Below are 18,127 nucleotides of genomic sequence, written 5' to 3'. Positions count from 1 at the left end.
TCCCTTTCAAATCGTTTCTATTTTTTTGAACCTGCAAGAAGTTTTTCGGCGATCGCTTCGCGAAGCGCCTTTTTGCTTACCTTTCCTACCCCTGTCTGCGGGAAGGACTCAACAAATTCGATCCGGTCTGGAATTTTATACGCTGCAAGCCCGCGTTCTCTTAGAAAAGCTTTGAGCTCTGCGGCTTTCGGCGCTTGATCCCGGGGAATAATGAAAACACATGATCTTTCACCAAGAAATTGGTCTGGCATTGAGACCATTGCCGCATCATGCACAGCCGGATGTGCCAGAAGATGATTTTCAACCTCTTCAGCCGCCACTTTTTCCCCGCCGCGGTTGATTTGATCCTTTGCCCGTCCTTCCACGACAACATAACCGTCGGATGTCAGTCTCACTAGATCGCCAGTGCGGTAAAACCCGTCCTCGGTAAACGAAGCCGCATTGTGCTCATCAGCCTTATAGTATCCCCGGATCGTATACGGTCCCCGTGTCAGCAGGTGCCCCGTTTCACCAGGTTTCACGTCATGGTCCTGATCATCCCACACACGTATTTCATCGTAAGAAGACATCGGCTTACCTTGGGTATTGACAATAACTTCCTCGGGGTCATCAAGCCTTGTATAATTAACGAGCCCTTCTGCCATTCCGAAGACCTGCTGCAAGGTGCAGCCGAATACAGATTTCACTTTGCGCGCGGCTTCAGCGCTGAATTTCGCGCCGCCTACCTGCAGCACTTGAAGGCTTGATAAATCGTCATCTCGTGAGGCAGCAGCGTCCATCCATACCATTGCAAGCGGCGGGACAAGAGCTGTGATTGTCACCTGTTCCCGTTCAATCAAAGGGAACGAGTCGTCCGGACTCGGAGAAGGAGATAAAACCACTTTTCCTCCAGCGTATAATACGCCTAGCACCCCGGGTGAGCTCAGCGGGTAATTGTGCGCCATCGGCAATGCGGCCAAGTACACAGTGCTGTGATCAAGCCAGCAAACCTCCGCGCTCATCCGCAGGCTGTATATGTAATCATCGTGGGTTCGCGGTATCAGTTTCGATAAGCCGGTGCTTCCGCCAGAAAGCTGTAGGAACGCCACATCCGAAGATTTTACTTCAGGCAGCTCGCCAGGTTCTGTATGCAGTGCCTCAAGCGGCTGGAATTCCTCCGCCTCACCTGCGACAATGACGTGTTTCAAGGACGGCAGCTTGCTTCGAACCTGTCTGGCAAGTGTACGGTAGTCAAATCCCGAATGGGAATCGGGGATAATATAAGCCTCCGCTTCAGCAAACTCGCAAAAATATGTAATCTCACTGCTTCGATGAGAAGGCAGTGCAAAGACCGGGAGCGCTCCCAGCCGAAAAAGTGCAAAGATGACTTCAAAAAACTCCGCGATATTCGGCAGCTGCACGACTACACGATCCATTGGTTTAATACCGAGCTTTTGCAATCCGGCTGCCAGACGGTCAGCCCTTGTGTCAAGCTCTTGATAGCTCCAATGGGTGTCCCCGCATGTAATCGCGATTCGATCGCCATGTTTGGCAGCCCGGTCTCTTAACATGTCTCCAAAAGTCTCACCGGCCCAGCAACCGTTCTCCCGGTACTTTTCCGCAAACTCCTTAGGCCACGGCGTAAATCCATTCAGCATGCTGTTTCCCTCCTGCAATTATTTCTGATCATATGTGATTGACACCCATTGCGCGAAGCATCGTCCGAAACTTTGCGGATGTCTCCTGAAGCTCGTCCTCTGCTTTTGATCCGGCTACAACACCGGCCCCTGCAAAAAGACGAAGTGAGCGTTCTTCAGCCTCTGCACACCGAATCGTAACGATCCATTCGCCATCGCCTGCATCGTCACACCAGCCTACCATGCCGGTGAAGAAACCGCGGTCAAAAGGTTCAATTTCACGGATGGCTTCTCTTGCAAGGTCAGTCGGTGTTCCGCAGACTGCCGGCGTAGGATGAAGCGCGGCGGCTAGTTCCAGCGAGGTTACAGTCGGATCAGAAAGCTCTCCTTTAATGACACTGGACAAATGCCACATCGTCTCCGTTTGGATCAGCGAAGGCTTTTCCGGAACGTCCAGCGACCGGCAAAAAGGCCGCAGCCCGGCGGCAACCGCATCAGCCACAACAGCATGCTCATGAAGATCCTTTGCGGAAGAAAGCAATTCATCGGCCCGGCGCTGGTCCTCAACAGGATCATCACTGCGAGGTCTAGATCCCGCTAACGGATTGGATACCACCTGAGTTCCCATTCTTGAAACGAGAAGCTCGGGACTTGCTCCGAGTAATGTCCGATGGGAAGATGAGTCATCTGGGCCTGATACCTCGGCTGCAAAAGTATAACCATGTGTATTATGCCGCGCCAGATGGTGAAGCAGTTCACCCGTTTGTATCGCTTCAGGTGATGTCAGATGCAGCGATCTGGACAGGACGATTTTGCTGAGTGTGCCGTCAGCAATGCTTGCCAATCCTTGTTCTACACCTTTTTTATAGTCCTCCGGTGCAGGAACAGGCTGTATGTGATATGTATGTTCCGGCTGCTGTTCAATCTTGGCATCACCGAATTGAAGCGGTCCCGACCACCGTACCTCCTCCGGAACGACGAGCCGGGGCGGTTTTAAATAATCAAATGGAACAGCTCCCACAACAACCGGACGGCTTTGCCCCAATTGCTTTGCTTTGTTTAGCGCCTCAGCAATGCGGCCGGGTAAGGTTTCTAATTGGTTTTGTCCGTCTGCATCCGGCACGGCTTCACTTATTCCTTTTCCAAGCAGCACACGATGAGGGGAAGCCAAGAAAAAAGCGCCCGGCTGATACTCATGAAGCAAATGCTCCGCCTTCGTTTCAGATATAACGTTTTGTTCCAACATCTTCATAAACCTCCTTTGAGTTAACTTATACGCCTAAGGTCGCGCCGCCATCTACACATAAATTATGCATCGTAATATGGCCTGCCTGCTCAGAAACCAAAAAGAGCACGGCATCCGCAATATCCGAAGGCTGGGCCAGTTTTTTGAGCGGAATTCCCGTTTTAAATGTATCAAGCGATCCTTTGATGACTTGTTCTGCTCCATTTTCATCAGCCCATAAAGACCACTGCATGTCTGTTTCCGTTGATCCGGGAGAAACAATATTGCAGCGAATGTTGTATTCTGCAAGCTCAAGGCCAAGGCACTTTGTAAACATCACGGCCGCTGCCTTTGATGAGGCGTATGCCGCCATAGATGTCCTTGGCACACCGGCTGCATTTGATCCTACCGTAACAATTGAACCGGATCTGCGGTTCATCATATATTTGCTGACTGAGCGTGACGCGTTAAAAACACCAGTCGAATTCACTGAGAAAGTGGCCTCCCATTCCTCATCACTGAGAGAATGAATCAGCCCGGGCCGAAGCACGCCCGCTACGTTCACCAATATGTCAATCGGGCCCATGTCACGTTCGATTCGAGCCGTGATATCGTCAATTGCCGCACTGTCTCTCACATCCGCCGGAAAGGCTTCGGCACGGCATCCCTCCGCTTTGAGGCTGTTCACGACTTTTTCAAGCTTTTCTGGATTGTAATCAACCGCAGCGATGTGTGCCCCTTGACCGGCAAGCGTCCGCGCTACAGCTTCACCTATTCCTTGGGCGGCCCCTGTAATCAATGCGATCTTGCCTTCTATACCTCTTACCTTCATTTCATCATTTCCTTTCTTCGCTTTTAACGCCAAAAAGGGCATGTTGCGAAAAAGACTGCTTCACCTTACTATTAAACGCAATTTATTGATAATGATTATCATTATCAATTATAAAAATAATCATATCCAAATGTCATCCGACAGTCAAATATAATTTTTGTGACAAATATGGGAGCTGAGGCAATTCTCAGCTCATTGAAATGTGCGGGCCGTCAGGGTGAAGCGCGAAACGTAAAGCCCTGCTGACCAAAACAGGAAGAACCGAAATATGTCCTTCTCCTGAAAACTCGCAAAATTCTGTCCGTACGCCTTTTTCAGCCAAAGCGGACAGCCGCTTGTAAAGCTCCTTCGCGTTATCGTTCATTCGGCATTTATGATGCTTTTCCAATTCTCCTGCCGCTAGCAGAATATTGACAGGCTGCTCGTTTTTCTTTAAACAGGAAGCGAAACGCTCAGCTTCCTTTTCAATAAATGGTTTGTTCCAATGAATGGACGGACTGCCTGCGATATACGTTTGAAATGCATCCGGTTTCGTTAAGAGCACCTGCAAAACGAAGAGCCCGCCAAGAGAGTGGCCAAAGATTGTTTGTCTGTTTCTGTCAATCTCATAATCTTGTTCAATCTCTGGTTTGAGGTCCTCTTCAATAAATCTTAAAAAGTCCCCCGCTCCTCCATGCTCCGGCCATTCTTTGCCGTCAGGCCTTACCGGCAGCTCCGTGTAAGACGTAGGCATTGTAAAATCCCGGTGGCGCGCAGAAGAAAACGGTTCTGTTGTGTCATAGCCAATACCGACAATCACAGCGGGAATTACCCCTGTTTTCTCAGGACGGCGCCCCTGTACCCGAACAGCTTCCGACATTGTACCGAAGATAGAATTGGCGTCGAGCAGATAAATAACCGGATAACCGGAAGGCGGCGGCTCCGTGCTCGGTTTTAAGATAAAGATTTGATAGCCGCGGCTGCCATTGCGTGAAGACATTTTACGCACTTCCGTTCCCGGAATGGTAAATGCGTTGTAGGTCCCGTCTTTAGCCCCATCTGTATTTTTCTCAATCATGCAGTATGACATTCCTCTCTTTAAAACTGGCTGCATTTATGATAATGATTTTCACTATCAACTAGACAACTCAAATAATAGGTTTTCTGGCAAACAAAGTCAACTTTTTCCTTAATAAAAAAGGCACCTTCTCTAAATAAGGTACCTGATGACTAGCAATATGGAAATAAAAACCTGAAAAAGGTGCTGATTATCCTACGTTCACTAGAACCTTAATCCCATGTAAATCTCTGATTCTGCCAAGGGTCGCCTCTCATATGATAGCCGTTCTGCTCCCAAAAACCGGGATGATTTTCTTTCGTAAATTGGATGCCGCGCAGCCACTTAGCGCTTTTCCAAAAATACAAATGAGGAAACACTCCCCGCAGCGGGAAGCCGTGTTCAGGCGTTAAAGGTTCGCCGTTATGCGCATAAGCGAGCAGTGATGTTTCAGCCAAAAAGTCATCGAGCGGCAGATTTGTCGTCCAGCCCTCTTCCGCGTGTAAAATGACATAGCCCGCCTCTTCTTTTACTCCGGCTTTCTCCGCGATATCCCGTGCCCGCACACCCTGCCAAACGTTATCAAGCCGTGACCAGCCTGTTACGCAATGGATGTCATTTTCCGATTCGCACTGAGGAAAGGCTTTTATATCTTCAAAGCTTAAAAGCATCGGATGATCAACCAATCCGTATACTTGCAAATTCCACTTCGTCATATCCTCATAATACGGAACGTTTCCCGTATGAAGCACAGGAAACGAAGTCGTCACATTTTGATTGGGCGGCACTCTTCCTGACTGATCGGCCTGTTTTATTCTTCCGAAATACACGTAAACCCTCCTTTTGTTAACCTAAATGATATTCATGTTGACAATCGTTCGGATCTTTATTACTCTATGATTGTGTATGTAAACCTAAGGGGGAACAACGATGAAACAACATAAACTTCGTGCGGGTGATATGGCGCTGATCGGCATGTTCGCCGCACTTATGGCTGTCGGCGCCAACATTACATCAGTCGCGCCCTTTTTGCAAGTTGCCGGCATTCCGCTGTCGATGCAGCCGTTTTTCTGCCTCTTGGCGGCTCTGCTTCTCGGCAGCAAACGCGCTGCTATCGCAATGCTTGTATATGCGCTTGTCGGATTGGCCGGGGCACCAGTGTTCGCTCAGTTTTCCGCGGGCTTCGCACCATTTGCAGGTAAAAGCGGCGGCTTCATTATCTCATACATTCCGGCAGCATTTGCAGCTGGATGGTTAGTAGAACGCAAAATCCAGCCAAGTAAGATCCGTTTTCTGATTGCTTCTCTTACCGGAACGGCCATTATGTATATCATCGGCACCACCTATATGTATCTTGCGCTGAAGCTGTGGATTCATACACCGGTGAGCTACAGCACGGTTTGGGGCTTTATGACTTGGTTTATGGTAAAAGACACGGTACTGGCTGTGCTGCTGACGTTTATCGCACCTGCGATCTACCGCTCTATACATAAAGCAACCGGCTTTAACAGACATCAAATATCGTCCACTTAAAAACCGTTCCAATGAGCGGTTTTTTAAAATGATAAACGAAAAAGGCTCTCCCGTTAAGGAGAGCCTTTTTTCTATAAGACAAGCGCCGCAATCCAGCCAAAAATAACAAGCGGAATGTTATAAAAGATAAATGTCGGCACACAAGTGTCCCAAATGTGGTGATGCTGTCCGTCCGCACTCAGACCTGAAGTCGGCCCAAGTGTACTGTCGCTGGCAGGTGAACCGGCATCACCAAGCGCGGCAGCCGCTCCGATAATCGCAATCGTTGCCATCGGGCTGAATCCGAGCTGCATACATAGAGGCACAAAGATCGTTGTGATCACCGGAATCGTTGCAAAAGATGAGCCGATTCCCATAGTAATCAGCAATCCGACAATCAGCATCAGCAATGCGCCCATTGACTGGCTGTGCCCAATAATACCAGCTGATGTTTTGACCAATGACTCGACATCTCCGGTTTTTGTCAAGACATTTGAGAATCCGGCTGCAACAAGCATAACAAATCCGATAAAGGCCATTAATACCATACCGTCAGTAATCAATGAATCCGCCTCGTCACGTTTCATTACACCGCTGACAAACAGGATAATCAGGCCGGCCAGCGCCCCCATAATCATCCCTTCTACTCCCAAGGTCTGCGATAAATAAAGCTGGACGCCGAGTGACACTACAATGGCGAGAACCGCGATTCCCAGACTTTTTTTCGTATATGGAGATGGTTTCACACCTGAGATTTCTTTTGTTTCATACACTTTTGGTTTGCGATAAACGATTACTGATAAAATCAAACCGACAACCATGCCTGCAACCGGTATGATCAGCGCGTACGGAATATCGCCAAGCGGAACGTTTAAACCCGCATCAGCCATGTTGTCCTTCAGCATGCCTTGGAAAATCTGGCCGAAGCCGACAGGCAGCAAAATATAAGGAGCCGTTAAGCCGAACGTAATCACACATGCAATCAGCCTGCGGTCCATTTCAAGCTCATTAAAAATTTTCAAAAGCGGCGGTATCAGCACAGGAATAAATGCGATGTGAACCGGTACCACGTTTTGCGAAAAACAAGCTACGATTAAAATAATCAGTACAATGAGCACTTTAGACAGTGCCTTTTTTCGTGTGTCTTCTTTATTTCCAATTAATTTCACAGAAGCTTCCACCATAGCATCCGGAAGACCTGTTTTCGTTAAAGCCGCAGCAAACGCACCTAGCATAGCGTAGCTGACTGCAACGGTGGCATTTCCGCCGAGCCCCTCTGTAAAGGCTTTAACCGTTTCACCAAGGCCGAGTCCTCCTGTTAAGCCGCCGGCCAAGGCACCTATGATTAAAGCAATAACTATATTGACACGCAGAAGGCTTAAGACAAGCATAAGCAGTACTGCGATGACGACTGCATTCATGATACCCCTCCAAAAATCCTTTAGTTTGCTAATGTAGTAGATAAATAAAGTACGAACGTATCGTATCATATCATAACACTTTAGTCAACTAAAGATTTTGGAGGAGAAAAACCCTGCCGCGAAATCGCAGCAGGGCTGTATTTGTTATGCTTTTGTGTGTTCTTCCGCTGTAAATCTCTCTGCCAGCGTAGCCAGTGTCCTTGCCATGACGCCGGTTGCACCGGACGGACCGAAGCAGCTTGTTTTACTTGAAGTTGCTGTGCCTGCAATATCAAGATGAACCCAAGGTGTCGTTTCAGCAAACTCACCAAGAAACGTTCCTGCCATAATCGCATGGCCTTCCCGTCCCGGTGAATTGTTTAAATCCGCCATTTGGCTGTTTTTCACACGTTTTTTATCCTTTTCTGTAATCGGCAGCTGCCAGATGGCCTCACCGCACTCTTCCGCAGCTTCAGCCACCTGCTGATAAAAGCTCTCGTTATTTGTCATGGCGCCAGTTGTTTCTGTGCCCAATGCCACAACAACGCCGCCAGTGAGTGTTGCCACATCAACAAGAACAGACGCGCCATGCTGTTTCGCATATGTAAGGCCGTCTGCAAGCACAAGCCTTCCTTCTGCATCCGTATTAAGGATTTCAATCGTTTTTCCGCTTAATGACACGATGACATCGTCAGGCTTCATCGCCCCGCCTGAAATCATGTTGTCGGTTGACGGAATGACAGCCAGCACATTTTGCTCTGGACGAAGTTCGCCGATCGTTTCCATAGCACCAAGGACCGCTGCCGCTCCTCCCATATCGGATTTCATGCCGACAATTCCTGTTTTGGTTTTAATAGAGTAACCGCCTGTGTCAAAGGTAATTCCTTTTCCGACAAGTCCGATAACATTTTCCCATTCCTTTTTGCCCTGATACTTCAAGACAATCATTTTGGGCGGTTCGGCAGAGCCTTGGTTTACCGCAAGGATTCCGCCCATACCGAGCTCTTCCATATCCGATTTCTCCAATATTTCACACTCAAAATCATATTTCGCCGCAAGCTCGGACGCATATGAAGCCAGGTCAGTTGCTGTCAGCATATTTCCCGGCATATTCACAAGCGTTCTTGCCGAATTTGTGCCCTGCCCGTATGCCTGGCCGACAAGAAGCCCGGCCTGCACTTCTTGTGTATCTTCATCTGTGACGGCATAGATGGATTCAAGCTGTTTATCCGGCTCATTTGATTTGTGCTTATAATCCTGCACCTCATAAGAAGCAAGCAGGCAGCTCTCAGCTAATGCGTGAGCGGCATCCGCTGCGGGCACTTCTTCACAAATAAATGTGTCAAGCAGTACGGCAGCCTCTTGTTTCCTGTCTTTATGAATGGCTTGAAAAACATGGGCAAAGCTTTCCTTCGCCTCTTCAAATGAATAATTCGCCTCCCTTCCCAAACCGACAAAATAAATACGTTTCATACCAGCGGAGGACGGAGGGAATACTTTTGATACTTGATTCCGTTTGGCAGAGACATCACCGTCTTTCAGAAGCTGAGTCAGATGGCCTTCCAGTTTTTCATCAATTTCCTTTGCTTTGCCTGTCAGCTGGCTTTTTTGAAAAAGTCCGACCACTAGGGTTTCAGTATGCTCTAATTGTTGAACCGCATAAAACATAAGGCTTACACTCCTAACGTAATGGGTATTTGTAATGAACAATGGTATAATAGGAAATACATTCTTTCCTTACATTTATTTTATCAAACAACAGACGAAGACCTGCTTTTTTCTTTTGTAACACGAAAGATTTTCATATAGAAAGGATGTCGCCTATGGAACTTTTTATGAATTTTCCTTTATTATCAAGCCTTGCTGCCATCATCTTTGCACAAGTCATTAAAGTGCCGATACAATTTATCGTATCCAGAAAACTGGACTGGTCGCTGGTGACAAGTACAGGCGGCATGCCGAGTTCCCATTCCGCGGCTGTGACGGCGCTTTCTACAGGCGTAGCCTTAGAGCATGGATTAGGTTCCTCTCTCTTTGCGGTTTCAGCCATTTTTGCCGTCATTACCATGTTTGACGCAACCGGCGTCAGACGTCATGCCGGCGAGCAGGCAACAGTCATTAATAAGCTTGTGATTGATTTTAACCGTTTTGTGAATGAAGCAAAAGATTTCCCGAAAGCTGAAGAGAAGGAAAAACAAAAAAAGCTGAAAGAGCTTCTCGGCCATCAGCCAATCGAGGTCTTTTTTGGCGGATTGACAGGAATTTTATTAACACTGGCACTGGCATATTTTTTTCTGTAAAAAAAACAACGCTTCAGCAGCTGCTGGAGCGTTTTATTCTTTCACTGTTTTGTATTGATTTCTGAACACCTGCAATGATTTTGTTTCATTAAGCTTTACCAGTTCATCCTCAGTGACTTTTCCGGTGCCCTTCTTAATTACATACACATCTAGGGTTTTTTTGCCCCATTCATTGTAGACATCATGAACGGTTTCAAAGTACAAATCAATGCGATTTCCCTTGATGGCCGATCCTGTGTCCGCAACGACGCCCAAACCGTAGTTCGGGATGAATAAAATGGTGCCGATCGGAAAAACGGATGGATCGGCGGCAACCGTAGAGTATAAATCTCTTTTCACTTTAACACCTGAATATGTAAGCCCATATAATGGATCTCCAGGCTTTTTACCCGTCGATTCGACTCCCGCTGTGTAGCCTGTAGCCGTTACTTTCCGTGCCGGATACTCGTCCCAGTCAAAGGCTTCTTCCAATGGTTTGTCTTTTGCTTTGTCTGCAGTGGACATCGTTTTTTCGTGTTTCTGCTGCAATGCTTTTAACGTCAGTCCAGTATTCTTCGAGTGCTTCTCATTATTTTCTTGCACCCATTTTGATAAGTCCTTCGCCTCTACTCCTGATACGGCTAAATATGTCGTGGCAAACGCGAGCAGAAATAAACAGGTCATCAGCAAACGTCTGATCATTTTCAACATTATTCACCTCTCCTCCGAATCATTGTTCCCACATAGCAGGAACAATATTCAAAATGGTGAATGTGCTGAAGGCACAAAAAAAGCTTTCTTTAGAAAGAAAGCGGCATTAAAACATCTGATATCCTCTTTTTCTGAGCATGTTGATCGCTATGCCTGATACAATCGCGCCGGCCAGACCGCTGGCTAAAATCAATACATCTGCAGCAGCTAACGATACGACTCTCTGAAACAGGCCGGCAAAAGATTCGCCTGGTGATTGAATATAGCTGATCAGCTTTTCCTTACTGATAATGAAAAGGCATACAATCGGATAAATCACAGCCATAATCCAGGACATTCTCAGCAGCATGTTTAATAAGAAACCGATTCCAAAAAACAAAACAAAAAATAAAACAATTGAGATGATAACGACTGGCAGACTAATCAAAACCCCACCCCCTGCGTTACTTTTAGTGTACCGCGGGGGCTTTTAAAAAGTCAACGGCTGGAAAATGAATGACTGTCTTTACCTGTCCCCTGACATGACGGACAAGTTTCTGAACCGCCGAGGATTAATTGAAAATACCCTTTCCCTGAGCAAAACGGGCATGCCTGTGAAGCGGTTGTCGTTGCGGTTTTCATCTTAGCATCACCTTTTTCTTAATTTTCAGATAATAATACCATATCAAGCTGTCAATGATAAAGTCAGATCATGTGACAAATCTTTTGATGTAAGCGGAAACATTTTTATTTTGCTCTTGTTCTCTTTTTATTTTGGCGTTTTTTAATAAAACAAAACCCGCGGAGCGCGGGTTTTTAGAAAAACTTAAATTTGCCTTTTTTCAGTGTGAGTCCGAGTCCGCCGATTAAAAACAGCGAACGGTTATCGATGACTTTTTTCATAAAAGAAGCCGGGGTGCCTTTCAGTTTTCTTCCGTACACGACTCCGACCGCATTATGCTCGCCGAGAGAAGCCACCGTTCCTTTTATGTCAGGTTTGAATTCTTCAAGCTCGCCGCCCTTAATGAGTTTTGCAATGTTTTTAGCGACCGTAGTTCCCTGCTGCATCGCGATTTGGGCGGTCGGCGGATAAGGACGGTCAGTGTCTTCATTGATAAACAGCGAGCTGTCGCCGAGAATAAACACGTTGTCATGTCCGGGCGCGCGAAGATCAGGATTGACTTTCACCCGGCCGCGCATATTTTCAAAGCCGGCTTCTTCAACAATCGGATGTCCGCGGACACCTGCTGCCCACACCACTGTTTGCGATTTGATTTGCTCTGGCTCCTCATCTTTTTTGCCGACTGTGACTCCTTCTGCAGTACACTCTTGAACCGCCGTGCCGATTTTAAACTCAACGCCATTCTCCTCAAGATAGTGAACAGCATAATCGACAAGCTCGGGATCAAAGCCCGGCAATACGGTCGGCGCTGCTTCTACACAAATAATGCGTACAAGACTTCTGTCAACGTCATACTCCTTGCAGAGCTCCGGCACACGGGCAGCCAGTTCGCCAAGGAATTCAATACCCGTAAATCCGGCTCCTCCGACAACGATTGTTAACCTGTCCGGCCGTTTTTCAGCTTCAATGTTGTAAGTCGCAAATTGCAGCTCAATATGTTCCCGAAGCACACGAGATGTATTGATATTGGCGATCGGAAACGCAAATTCTTTTAAGCCTTTAATGCCGAACGTTTCAGGTACCGCTCCGAGGCCGATAACTAAATAATCGTACTGCAGCTCTCCATTGGCAAGCACCACTTTCTTCTCGTCTATTTTGATTGCCTTCACGGTATCCTGTACAAAATTGACACGTGACTGGTTAATTACATCTTTTATCTGATAACGGCAACGGTCATGATGGAGCGTGCCGGCGCTCGCTTCGTGCATCCATGTTGTTTCATAATGATAATTGTGTTTATTCACAAGCGTAATATCAGCATCATTCGGACCGACATGCTTCGTTAGCCTTGTCACTGTCATCAATCCGCCATAACCTGCACCTAAAATCACGATTTTGGGCTTATTCAATGCCATCACATCCACCTTCTCTTTTTTTTGCTGTTAGACGCATATAAAAATCATCATTTGTGTTATCTTCAGCTTATTGGCAGGATTTTATGAAATATATTGAAAAGTTTTTTTGTGAAGTCCACACCCATAGCACTACTATCATGTTTATCCGGCTGGTTCATGAAACATTCAGAAAAAAGATGAATTCATTTTTTTCTTATCGTATCGGCCTGCGGGCATATGATCAAGAATGAATGCGCATACAATGTACCGCGAATTTTTCTGCTGACTCGTCAATTTTAAGAGCAATATGGTATAATTAATAACAATTTTCATTTAGGAGGCAATTTTCGTATGCGAGAGGATACAAAGGTTTATGATATTACCATTATAGGCGGGGGACCGGTCGGCTTATTCACCGCTTTTTACGGAGGCATGAGACAGGCAAGCGTCAAAATTATCGAAAGCCTGCCTCAGCTTGGCGGACAGCTTAGCGCCCTGTACCCTGAGAAATATATATATGACGTAGCAGGATTCCCGAAAATCCGCGCCCAAGAGCTAGTGAACAACTTAAAAGAGCAAATGGCGAAATTCGACCAAACCATTTGTTTAGAGCAGGCGGTTGAATCTGTTGAAAAACAAGCAGACGGCGTGTTTAAGCTTGTGACAAACGAAGAAACCCATTACTCTAAAACGGTCATCATCACTGCAGGAAACGGCGCATTCAAACCAAGAAAGCTCGAGCTTGAAACAGCTGAACAATACGAAGGCAAAAACCTTCACTACTTCGTTGATGATTTACAAAAATTCGCCGGCCGACGCGTTGCGATTCTGGGCGGAGGAGATTCAGCGGTTGACTGGGCACTTATGCTTGAGCCAATTGCAAAAGAAGTTTCCATCGTTCACCGCCGCGATAAATTCCGCGCGCATGAGCACAGTGTGGAAAACCTTCACGCATCTAAGGTGAATGTCCTGACTCCATTTGTTCCGGCGGAGCTCATCGGAGAAGACAAAATCGAGCAGCTTGTGCTTGAGGAAGTGAAAGGCGAGCGCAAAGAGATTTTAGAAATTGACGACTTAATCGTCAACTACGGCTTCGTATCATCTCTTGGACCGATCAAAAACTGGGGACTTGAAATTGAGAAAAACTCCATTGTTGTCAAATCTACAATGGAAACAAACATCGAAGGCTTCTTCGCCGCAGGTGACATTTGCACATACGAAGGAAAAGTCAATCTGATCGCAAGCGGCTTCGGCGAAGCACCGACAGCTGTTAACAACGCGAAAGCTTATATGGATCCAAAAGCTCGCGTACAGCCGCTGCACTCTACAAGTCTTTTTGAAAATAAGTAATAAAAAAAGGAGTTTGTGTCAAGGTGACACAGCTCCTTTTTTATTTGAAGATATTGATATAATTCATCGCAGTTCCAATAACCAGCGCAATCACAAGAGCTGCTACAATCCAGATCGTAGTCATGATAATGCGGTCTTGGATCTTTTGGGACTTCGGTGGTTTTTCTTCACTTTGAGTCATCTCCATTCGCTCCTTTCACATGTCCATGTCATAAAGAAAGCCTGGTGCTGAAGGACCAAGCTTTGCTGAACGTATATAATTTCGTTTTTATCCGCATTCTAAGTCCATTCAATTAAAACTATCATACCCAAACTCACAGTGCATGACAAGCTTCGGCACTTGCACTCACCTGTAAGCGAATAAAACGTTTGACATCCTAAATAAAACAGAGTACATTATACAAGGCGAACATTTGATATATTTTTATTATAAATATTCGTATTTAGGAGTGGATTCTATGGAAAACGTGTTTGATTACGAAGATATTCAGCTAATTCCTGCAAAATGCATTGTGAACAGCCGTTCTGAGTGTGACACATCCGTACGGTTAGGCGGACGTACATTTAAATTGCCCGTCGTTCCTGCCAATATGCAGACGATTATAGATGAGAAACTTGCGGTTTCATTAGCCGAAAACGGCTACTTTTATGTGATGCACCGCTTTGAACCTGAAAAACGGATTGACTTTATAAAGGACATGAACGCACGTGGACTATTCTCTTCTATCAGTGTTGGGGTCAAAGATGAGGAGTATGAATTTGTCCGTCACCTGGCAGAAGAAAATCTGGTACCTGAATACGTGACCATCGACATCGCTCACGGACATTCCAATGCCGTCATTGAGATGATTCAGCACCTTAAAAAGCATCTTCCGGACAGCTTTGTCATCGCGGGAAATGTCGGAACACCGGAAGCGGTAAGAGAGCTCGAAAATGCCGGAGCGGATGCCACAAAAGTCGGTATCGGACCGGGAAAAGTATGTATAACGAAAATTAAAACCGGCTTCGGCACAGGCGGATGGCAATTAGCCGCGCTGCGCTGGTGCGCAAAAGCCGCCAGCAAACCAATTATTGCTGATGGCGGAATCCGCACCCATGGCGACATCGCAAAATCAATCCGATTCGGCGCCACCATGGTCATGATCGGCTCACTATTTGCCGGACACGAGGAATCACCGGGACAAACCATTGAAAAAGACGGAAAGCTCTACAAAGAATACTTTGGCTCAGCCTCTGAATATCAAAAAGGCGAAAAGAAAAATGTCGAAGGCAAAAAAATGCATGTGGAGCATAAAGGCGCAATCATGGATACGCTGACTGAAATGGAACAGGATCTTCAATCTTCTATTTCTTATGCTGGCGGAACTAAGCTGGAGGCTATCCGCAATGTGGATTATGTCATTGTGAAGAATTCGATTTTTAATGGAGATAAGTATTAAAACAAAAAAGCCAAGTCAGCGGTTCGCCGCTTGACTTGGCTTTTTTCTATTATTAGCACTCTTCTGGTTTACCTGCATTCGTCGCTGTTCTGAAAGAAGAACCGCAGCCGCATGAGGCGATGGCGTTTGGATTATCGATGGTAAAGCCGCCGCCAAGCATGGATTGCTTAAAGTCTATAATAGTGCCGTTCATGATATCAAGGCTTTCTTTGTCAACGAGAACAGTAATGCCGTGCTCCTCAAACATACTGTCTGCTTCGCTTTTTTCATGCTCAAAGCCCATTCCGTATGAAAGGCCGCTGCAGCCGCCGCCTTTAACGCCAACGCGCAGAAACGCGTTTTCTTCTTCATGCTCTTTCATCATATCTTTTATATGCAAAGCTGCTGCTTCTGTAATTGTTACAGGGTTGCTCATTATGGTGAACCTCCTTTTAAAAACCGGATGTTGTCTTATATTATAAACTTGATGGGCTCATTTCTCAAACTAGCTGTTTTATAAAAAATAGACGCCCTCACAAACAGTCTCCGCCGGACCTGTCATCATCACATGGCCATTCTCTTTCCAGTTAATGACCAGATCTCCGCCCGCCAAATGAACCGTAATGTCTTCATTTTGTTTTGATACACCGTTTAAAACAGATGCGACAGCTGCTGCACATGCGCCTGTACCGCATGCCTGTGTGATGCCTGATCCCCGTTCCCACACGCGGAAGTGCAGTTCATGTTCATTCACGGTTTCCACAAACTCGACATTCACACCTTCCGGAAATCTAGGATCTTTCTCAATCACCGGCCCCAGTGTCGTCAGCGGTGCCTGTTCAATATCGGCAATCGGAAAAACGATATGCGGATTGCCCATTGAAACCGCGGTGCCTTTTAGTTCAGCTTCGCCAAATGTCATTGCTTCATTAATGGTTTGCTCCTCACCGCCGCCAAGCATCGGAAGATCGGCTTTTGTCAGACGAGGTTCACCCATATCGACAGTGACAACATTCACCTTTCCGTTTTCAACTTGAACCTCCGCTTTCACAAGTCCGGAGAGGGTTTCAATCAGAAATGATGTTTCCTCAACCAGCTTATGCTCATACGCGTATTTTGCAACGCAGCGCAGGCCGTTGCCGCAGTTTTTCCCTTCAGATCCGTCATTATTAAAAATCCGCATTTTGACAGGCGCTTGATCTGAAGGGCATATGAGGATCATTCCGTCGGAGCCGATCCCTGTATAAACGGAAGACACCTGAATCGCTATTTCAGACAGTTGTTCTTCCGGCAGTTGTTCTTCAAATTGATTCACGTATATATAGCTGTTTCCAAGACCGTGCATTTTGGTAAATCGAAATGAGTTCATAGATGCCTCCAACTTTTTCTCTTTTTCTTAGTATAAAAGCTATTATAAACGGACACAATACAATTATCCCCCGTTTTTCATACATAAAAGCTCCTTGCAATTGACGCAAGGAGCTTTTATCTTTTATATGAACATGCCGGCAATAGCCGCGCTCAGCAGATTGGCTAATGTTCCCGCTAGAACCGCCTTCAACCCAAGGCGTGCGATATCTGAGCGGCGGCTTGGCGCTAAACCGCCAAGCGTACCGAGCATAATCGCAATCGAGGAGAAATTTGCGAATCCGCATAACGCAAAGCTGATAATCGTAGCTGTTTTTTTAGAAAACTCGCCGATGTGCGGACCGAAGTTAGAATAAGCGACAAACTCATTCAGCACCAATTTCTGGCCGATAAAGCTTCCAGCATGCAACGCTTCATGCCATGGCACACCAATCAAAAAGGCGATTGGAGAAAACACATAGCCGAGAAGAGATTCTAATGTGACATCTTTTAAACCGAACAAGCCGAAAACACCGCCGAGAATACCGTTGACCACGGCGATTAATGCGACAAATGCTAGCAACATCGCACCAACGTTCAGCGCAATTTGCAGACCTGTTGACGCACCCTTTGCAGCCGCGTCAATTACATTGGCCGCTCCTTCGCCTTCATCCATTTTGAAATCGCCTTTTACTGTTTGCGGCGTTTCCGTTTCAGGAATGATTAATTTCCCGAAAACCAGACCCGCGGGAGCAGCCATGAAGCTCGCCGCAAGCAAGTATTCAATCGGAATACCGAGAAGGGCGTAGCCAAACAAAGTTGAACCCGCAACAGCCGATAGACCGCTCGTCATAATTGTAAACAGTTCAGAGCGCGTCAGCCCTGCAATGAGGGGCCTGATCACCAAAGGAGATTCCGATTGCCCTACAAAAATATTAGCAGCAGCCGCAAGAGATTCCGTCTTGCTTGTCCCAAGAAGCTTCGACAATCCGCCGCCGATCACACGGAAAATGAGCTGCATGATTTTTAAATGATATAAAACTGCGATCAATGCTGAGAAAAAGATGATGACAGGCAGTACACTTAAAGCAAACGCCGGGCTGTCGCCGACTTTTAAAAGCGGCCCAAATATGAAACTGATGCCTTCATTCGCATAATCAATCAGAAGCTGTACACGGCTTGAAAACCATAAAAAAACAGCGCGTCCCGCTTCCCATTTCAACACGATGTATCCAAACGCCACCTGTATACATAAACCAACGATGACGGTTCTTATTCTAATATTGCTTTTCTTTTCTGAAAATAAAAACGCGATGGCGATTATTCCAACTGCGCCAAGCAGTCCCCACAGAACATTCATGAATACACCTACACCTCTTAAAATTTATTTAAAACAAATCTTTTAT

General features: G+C 46.4%; 19 protein-coding genes. 4 read left to right on the top strand and 15 right to left on the bottom strand.

Annotation, left to right across the window (positions count from 1 at the left end):
• Positions 1-17: 17 nt before the first annotated feature.
• The 5 genes from NST16_RS02120 to NST16_RS02100 form a co-directional block, all read right to left on the bottom strand.
• A complete protein-coding gene (locus tag NST16_RS02120) occupies positions 18-1,637 on the bottom strand; it encodes a (2,3-dihydroxybenzoyl)adenylate synthase (protein WP_168748652.1) in 1,620 nt (539 codons plus the stop codon).
• A gap of 28 nt (positions 1,638-1,665) precedes the next feature.
• On the bottom strand, positions 1,666-2,862 hold the full coding sequence (gene dhbC / locus NST16_RS02115) for an isochorismate synthase DhbC (RefSeq protein ID WP_268504707.1): 1,197 nt from the start codon (positions 2,860-2,862) through the stop codon (positions 1,666-1,668).
• Between the two features lie 25 nt (positions 2,863-2,887).
• A complete protein-coding gene (locus tag NST16_RS02110) occupies positions 2,888-3,673 on the bottom strand; it encodes a 2,3-dihydro-2,3-dihydroxybenzoate dehydrogenase (RefSeq protein WP_229149108.1) in 786 nt (261 codons plus the stop codon).
• Between the two features lie 187 nt (positions 3,674-3,860).
• Positions 3,861-4,730, bottom strand: a complete 870-nt coding sequence (gene besA, locus NST16_RS02105; RefSeq protein WP_340883715.1) for a ferri-bacillibactin esterase BesA — start codon at positions 4,728-4,730, stop codon at positions 3,861-3,863.
• Between the two features lie 212 nt (positions 4,731-4,942).
• Entirely contained in the window at positions 4,943-5,539 is a 597-nt protein-coding gene (locus NST16_RS02100; RefSeq protein WP_268447257.1) for a sulfite oxidase-like oxidoreductase, read from the bottom strand.
• A 100-nt stretch (positions 5,540-5,639) separates the two neighbouring features.
• Between NST16_RS02100 and NST16_RS02095 the strand changes: the two genes are divergently transcribed.
• Entirely contained in the window at positions 5,640-6,242 is a 603-nt protein-coding gene (locus NST16_RS02095) for a biotin transporter BioY (RefSeq protein WP_168748657.1), read from the top strand.
• Between the two features lie 71 nt (positions 6,243-6,313).
• On the opposite strand, the gene NST16_RS02090 is transcribed toward NST16_RS02095, so the two are convergent.
• Both NST16_RS02090 and NST16_RS02085 read right to left on the bottom strand, forming a co-directional pair.
• Positions 6,314-7,642 carry a Na+/H+ antiporter family protein gene (locus NST16_RS02090; protein ID WP_010331723.1) on the bottom strand — a complete coding sequence of 443 codons (1,329 nt, stop codon included), beginning with the start codon at positions 7,640-7,642 and terminating at the stop codon, positions 6,314-6,316.
• A 144-nt stretch (positions 7,643-7,786) separates the two neighbouring features.
• Positions 7,787-9,289 (bottom strand): leucyl aminopeptidase, encoded by a 1,503-nt coding sequence (locus NST16_RS02085; protein ID WP_268448417.1) that lies wholly within the window; start codon positions 9,287-9,289, stop codon positions 7,787-7,789.
• A gap of 155 nt (positions 9,290-9,444) precedes the next feature.
• On the opposite strand from NST16_RS02085, the gene NST16_RS02080 reads away from it, so the two are divergent.
• Positions 9,445-9,921, top strand: a complete 477-nt coding sequence (locus tag NST16_RS02080; protein ID WP_044158979.1) for a divergent PAP2 family protein — start codon at positions 9,445-9,447, stop codon at positions 9,919-9,921.
• A gap of 33 nt (positions 9,922-9,954) precedes the next feature.
• Here the strand turns inward: NST16_RS02080 and NST16_RS02075 are convergent, their stop codons facing one another.
• The 4 genes from NST16_RS02075 to NST16_RS02060 all read right to left on the bottom strand — a co-directional run bounded on the left by NST16_RS02075 (position 9,955) and on the right by NST16_RS02060 (position 12,627).
• On the bottom strand, positions 9,955-10,614 hold the full coding sequence (locus NST16_RS02075) for a 3D domain-containing protein (RefSeq protein ID WP_340888256.1): 660 nt from the start codon (positions 10,612-10,614) through the stop codon (positions 9,955-9,957).
• Positions 10,615-10,717: 103 nt separating this feature from the next.
• The gene (locus NST16_RS02070; protein ID WP_010331727.1) at positions 10,718-11,038 is read right to left on the bottom strand and encodes a YuiB family protein; all 321 of its coding nucleotides are present in this window, start codon (positions 11,036-11,038) and stop codon (positions 10,718-10,720) included.
• 50 nt (positions 11,039-11,088) lie between these two features.
• Complete coding sequence (locus NST16_RS02065) at positions 11,089-11,232, bottom strand: YuiA family protein (RefSeq protein ID WP_024122716.1); 144 nt, start codon at positions 11,230-11,232, stop codon at positions 11,089-11,091.
• Between the two features lie 174 nt (positions 11,233-11,406).
• A complete protein-coding gene (locus NST16_RS02060; RefSeq protein ID WP_029441137.1) occupies positions 11,407-12,627 on the bottom strand; it encodes an NAD(P)/FAD-dependent oxidoreductase in 1,221 nt (406 codons plus the stop codon).
• Between the two features lie 330 nt (positions 12,628-12,957).
• On the opposite strand from NST16_RS02060, the gene yumC reads away from it, so the two are divergent.
• Positions 12,958-13,956 (top strand): ferredoxin--NADP reductase 2, encoded by a 999-nt coding sequence (gene yumC / locus NST16_RS02055; RefSeq protein ID WP_010331730.1) that lies wholly within the window; start codon positions 12,958-12,960, stop codon positions 13,954-13,956.
• A 40-nt stretch (positions 13,957-13,996) separates the two neighbouring features.
• Here the strand turns inward: yumC and NST16_RS02050 are convergent, their stop codons facing one another.
• Positions 13,997-14,137: a hypothetical protein gene (locus NST16_RS02050; RefSeq protein WP_010331731.1), complete on the bottom strand. Its 141-nt coding sequence runs from the start codon at positions 14,135-14,137 to the stop codon at positions 13,997-13,999.
• A gap of 277 nt (positions 14,138-14,414) precedes the next feature.
• On the opposite strand from NST16_RS02050, the gene guaC reads away from it, so the two are divergent.
• Positions 14,415-15,395: a GMP reductase gene (guaC, locus tag NST16_RS02045; protein ID WP_010331732.1), complete on the top strand. Its 981-nt coding sequence runs from the start codon at positions 14,415-14,417 to the stop codon at positions 15,393-15,395.
• A 52-nt stretch (positions 15,396-15,447) separates the two neighbouring features.
• On the opposite strand, the gene NST16_RS02040 is transcribed toward guaC, so the two are convergent.
• The 3 genes from NST16_RS02040 to NST16_RS02030 form a co-directional block, all read right to left on the bottom strand.
• Positions 15,448-15,810, bottom strand: a complete 363-nt coding sequence (locus tag NST16_RS02040) for a HesB/IscA family protein (protein WP_010331733.1) — start codon at positions 15,808-15,810, stop codon at positions 15,448-15,450.
• Positions 15,811-15,888: 78 nt separating this feature from the next.
• Positions 15,889-16,743 carry a diaminopimelate epimerase gene (gene dapF, locus NST16_RS02035; protein ID WP_010331734.1) on the bottom strand — a complete coding sequence of 285 codons (855 nt, stop codon included), beginning with the start codon at positions 16,741-16,743 and terminating at the stop codon, positions 15,889-15,891.
• Positions 16,744-16,866: 123 nt separating this feature from the next.
• Entirely contained in the window at positions 16,867-18,081 is a 1,215-nt protein-coding gene (locus tag NST16_RS02030; RefSeq protein WP_010331735.1) for a NupC/NupG family nucleoside CNT transporter, read from the bottom strand.
• Between the last annotated feature and the right edge of the window lie 46 nt (positions 18,082-18,127).

Source organism: Bacillus sp. FSL K6-1005 (assembly GCF_038000225.1).
GTDB classification, from domain to species: domain Bacteria; phylum Bacillota; class Bacilli; order Bacillales; family Bacillaceae; genus Bacillus; species Bacillus mojavensis.
This window is presented reverse-complemented; position numbering and strand designations above follow the sequence as displayed.

Excerpts from the sequence above, each read along its gene's own strand:
- NST16_RS02065 (WP_024122716.1), bottom strand. The coding sequence starts at position 11,232 with ATGAAAACCGCAACGACAACCGCTTCACAGGCATGCCCGTTTTGCTCA.
- NST16_RS02090 (WP_010331723.1), bottom strand. The coding sequence starts at position 7,642 with ATGAATGCAGTCGTCATCGCAGTACTGCTTATGCTTGTCTTAAGCCTT.
- NST16_RS02050 (WP_010331731.1), bottom strand. The coding sequence starts at position 14,137 with ATGACTCAAAGTGAAGAAAAACCACCGAAGTCCCAAAAGATCCAAGAC.
- NST16_RS02030 (WP_010331735.1), bottom strand. The coding sequence starts at position 18,081 with ATGAATGTTCTGTGGGGACTGCTTGGCGCAGTTGGAATAATCGCCATC.
- NST16_RS02085 (WP_268448417.1), bottom strand. The coding sequence starts at position 9,289 with ATGTTTTATGCGGTTCAACAATTAGAGCATACTGAAACCCTAGTGGTC.
- besA (WP_340883715.1), bottom strand. The coding sequence starts at position 4,730 with ATGATTGAGAAAAATACAGATGGGGCTAAAGACGGGACCTACAACGCA.
- NST16_RS02120 (WP_168748652.1), bottom strand. The coding sequence starts at position 1,637 with ATGCTGAATGGATTTACGCCGTGGCCTAAGGAGTTTGCGGAAAAGTAC.
- NST16_RS02060 (WP_029441137.1), bottom strand. The coding sequence starts at position 12,627 with ATGGCATTGAATAAGCCCAAAATCGTGATTTTAGGTGCAGGTTATGGC.
- NST16_RS02110 (WP_229149108.1), bottom strand. The coding sequence starts at position 3,673 with ATGAAGGTAAGAGGTATAGAAGGCAAGATCGCATTGATTACAGGGGCC.
- yumC (WP_010331730.1), top strand. The coding sequence starts at position 12,958 with ATGCGAGAGGATACAAAGGTTTATGATATTACCATTATAGGCGGGGGA.
- dhbC (WP_268504707.1), bottom strand. The coding sequence starts at position 2,862 with ATGTTGGAACAAAACGTTATATCTGAAACGAAGGCGGAGCATTTGCTT.
- NST16_RS02080 (WP_044158979.1), top strand. The coding sequence starts at position 9,445 with ATGGAACTTTTTATGAATTTTCCTTTATTATCAAGCCTTGCTGCCATC.
- dapF (WP_010331734.1), bottom strand. The coding sequence starts at position 16,743 with ATGAACTCATTTCGATTTACCAAAATGCACGGTCTTGGAAACAGCTAT.
- NST16_RS02095 (WP_168748657.1), top strand. The coding sequence starts at position 5,640 with ATGAAACAACATAAACTTCGTGCGGGTGATATGGCGCTGATCGGCATG.
- NST16_RS02040 (WP_010331733.1), bottom strand. The coding sequence starts at position 15,810 with ATGAGCAACCCTGTAACAATTACAGAAGCAGCAGCTTTGCATATAAAA.
- guaC (WP_010331732.1), top strand. The coding sequence starts at position 14,415 with ATGGAAAACGTGTTTGATTACGAAGATATTCAGCTAATTCCTGCAAAA.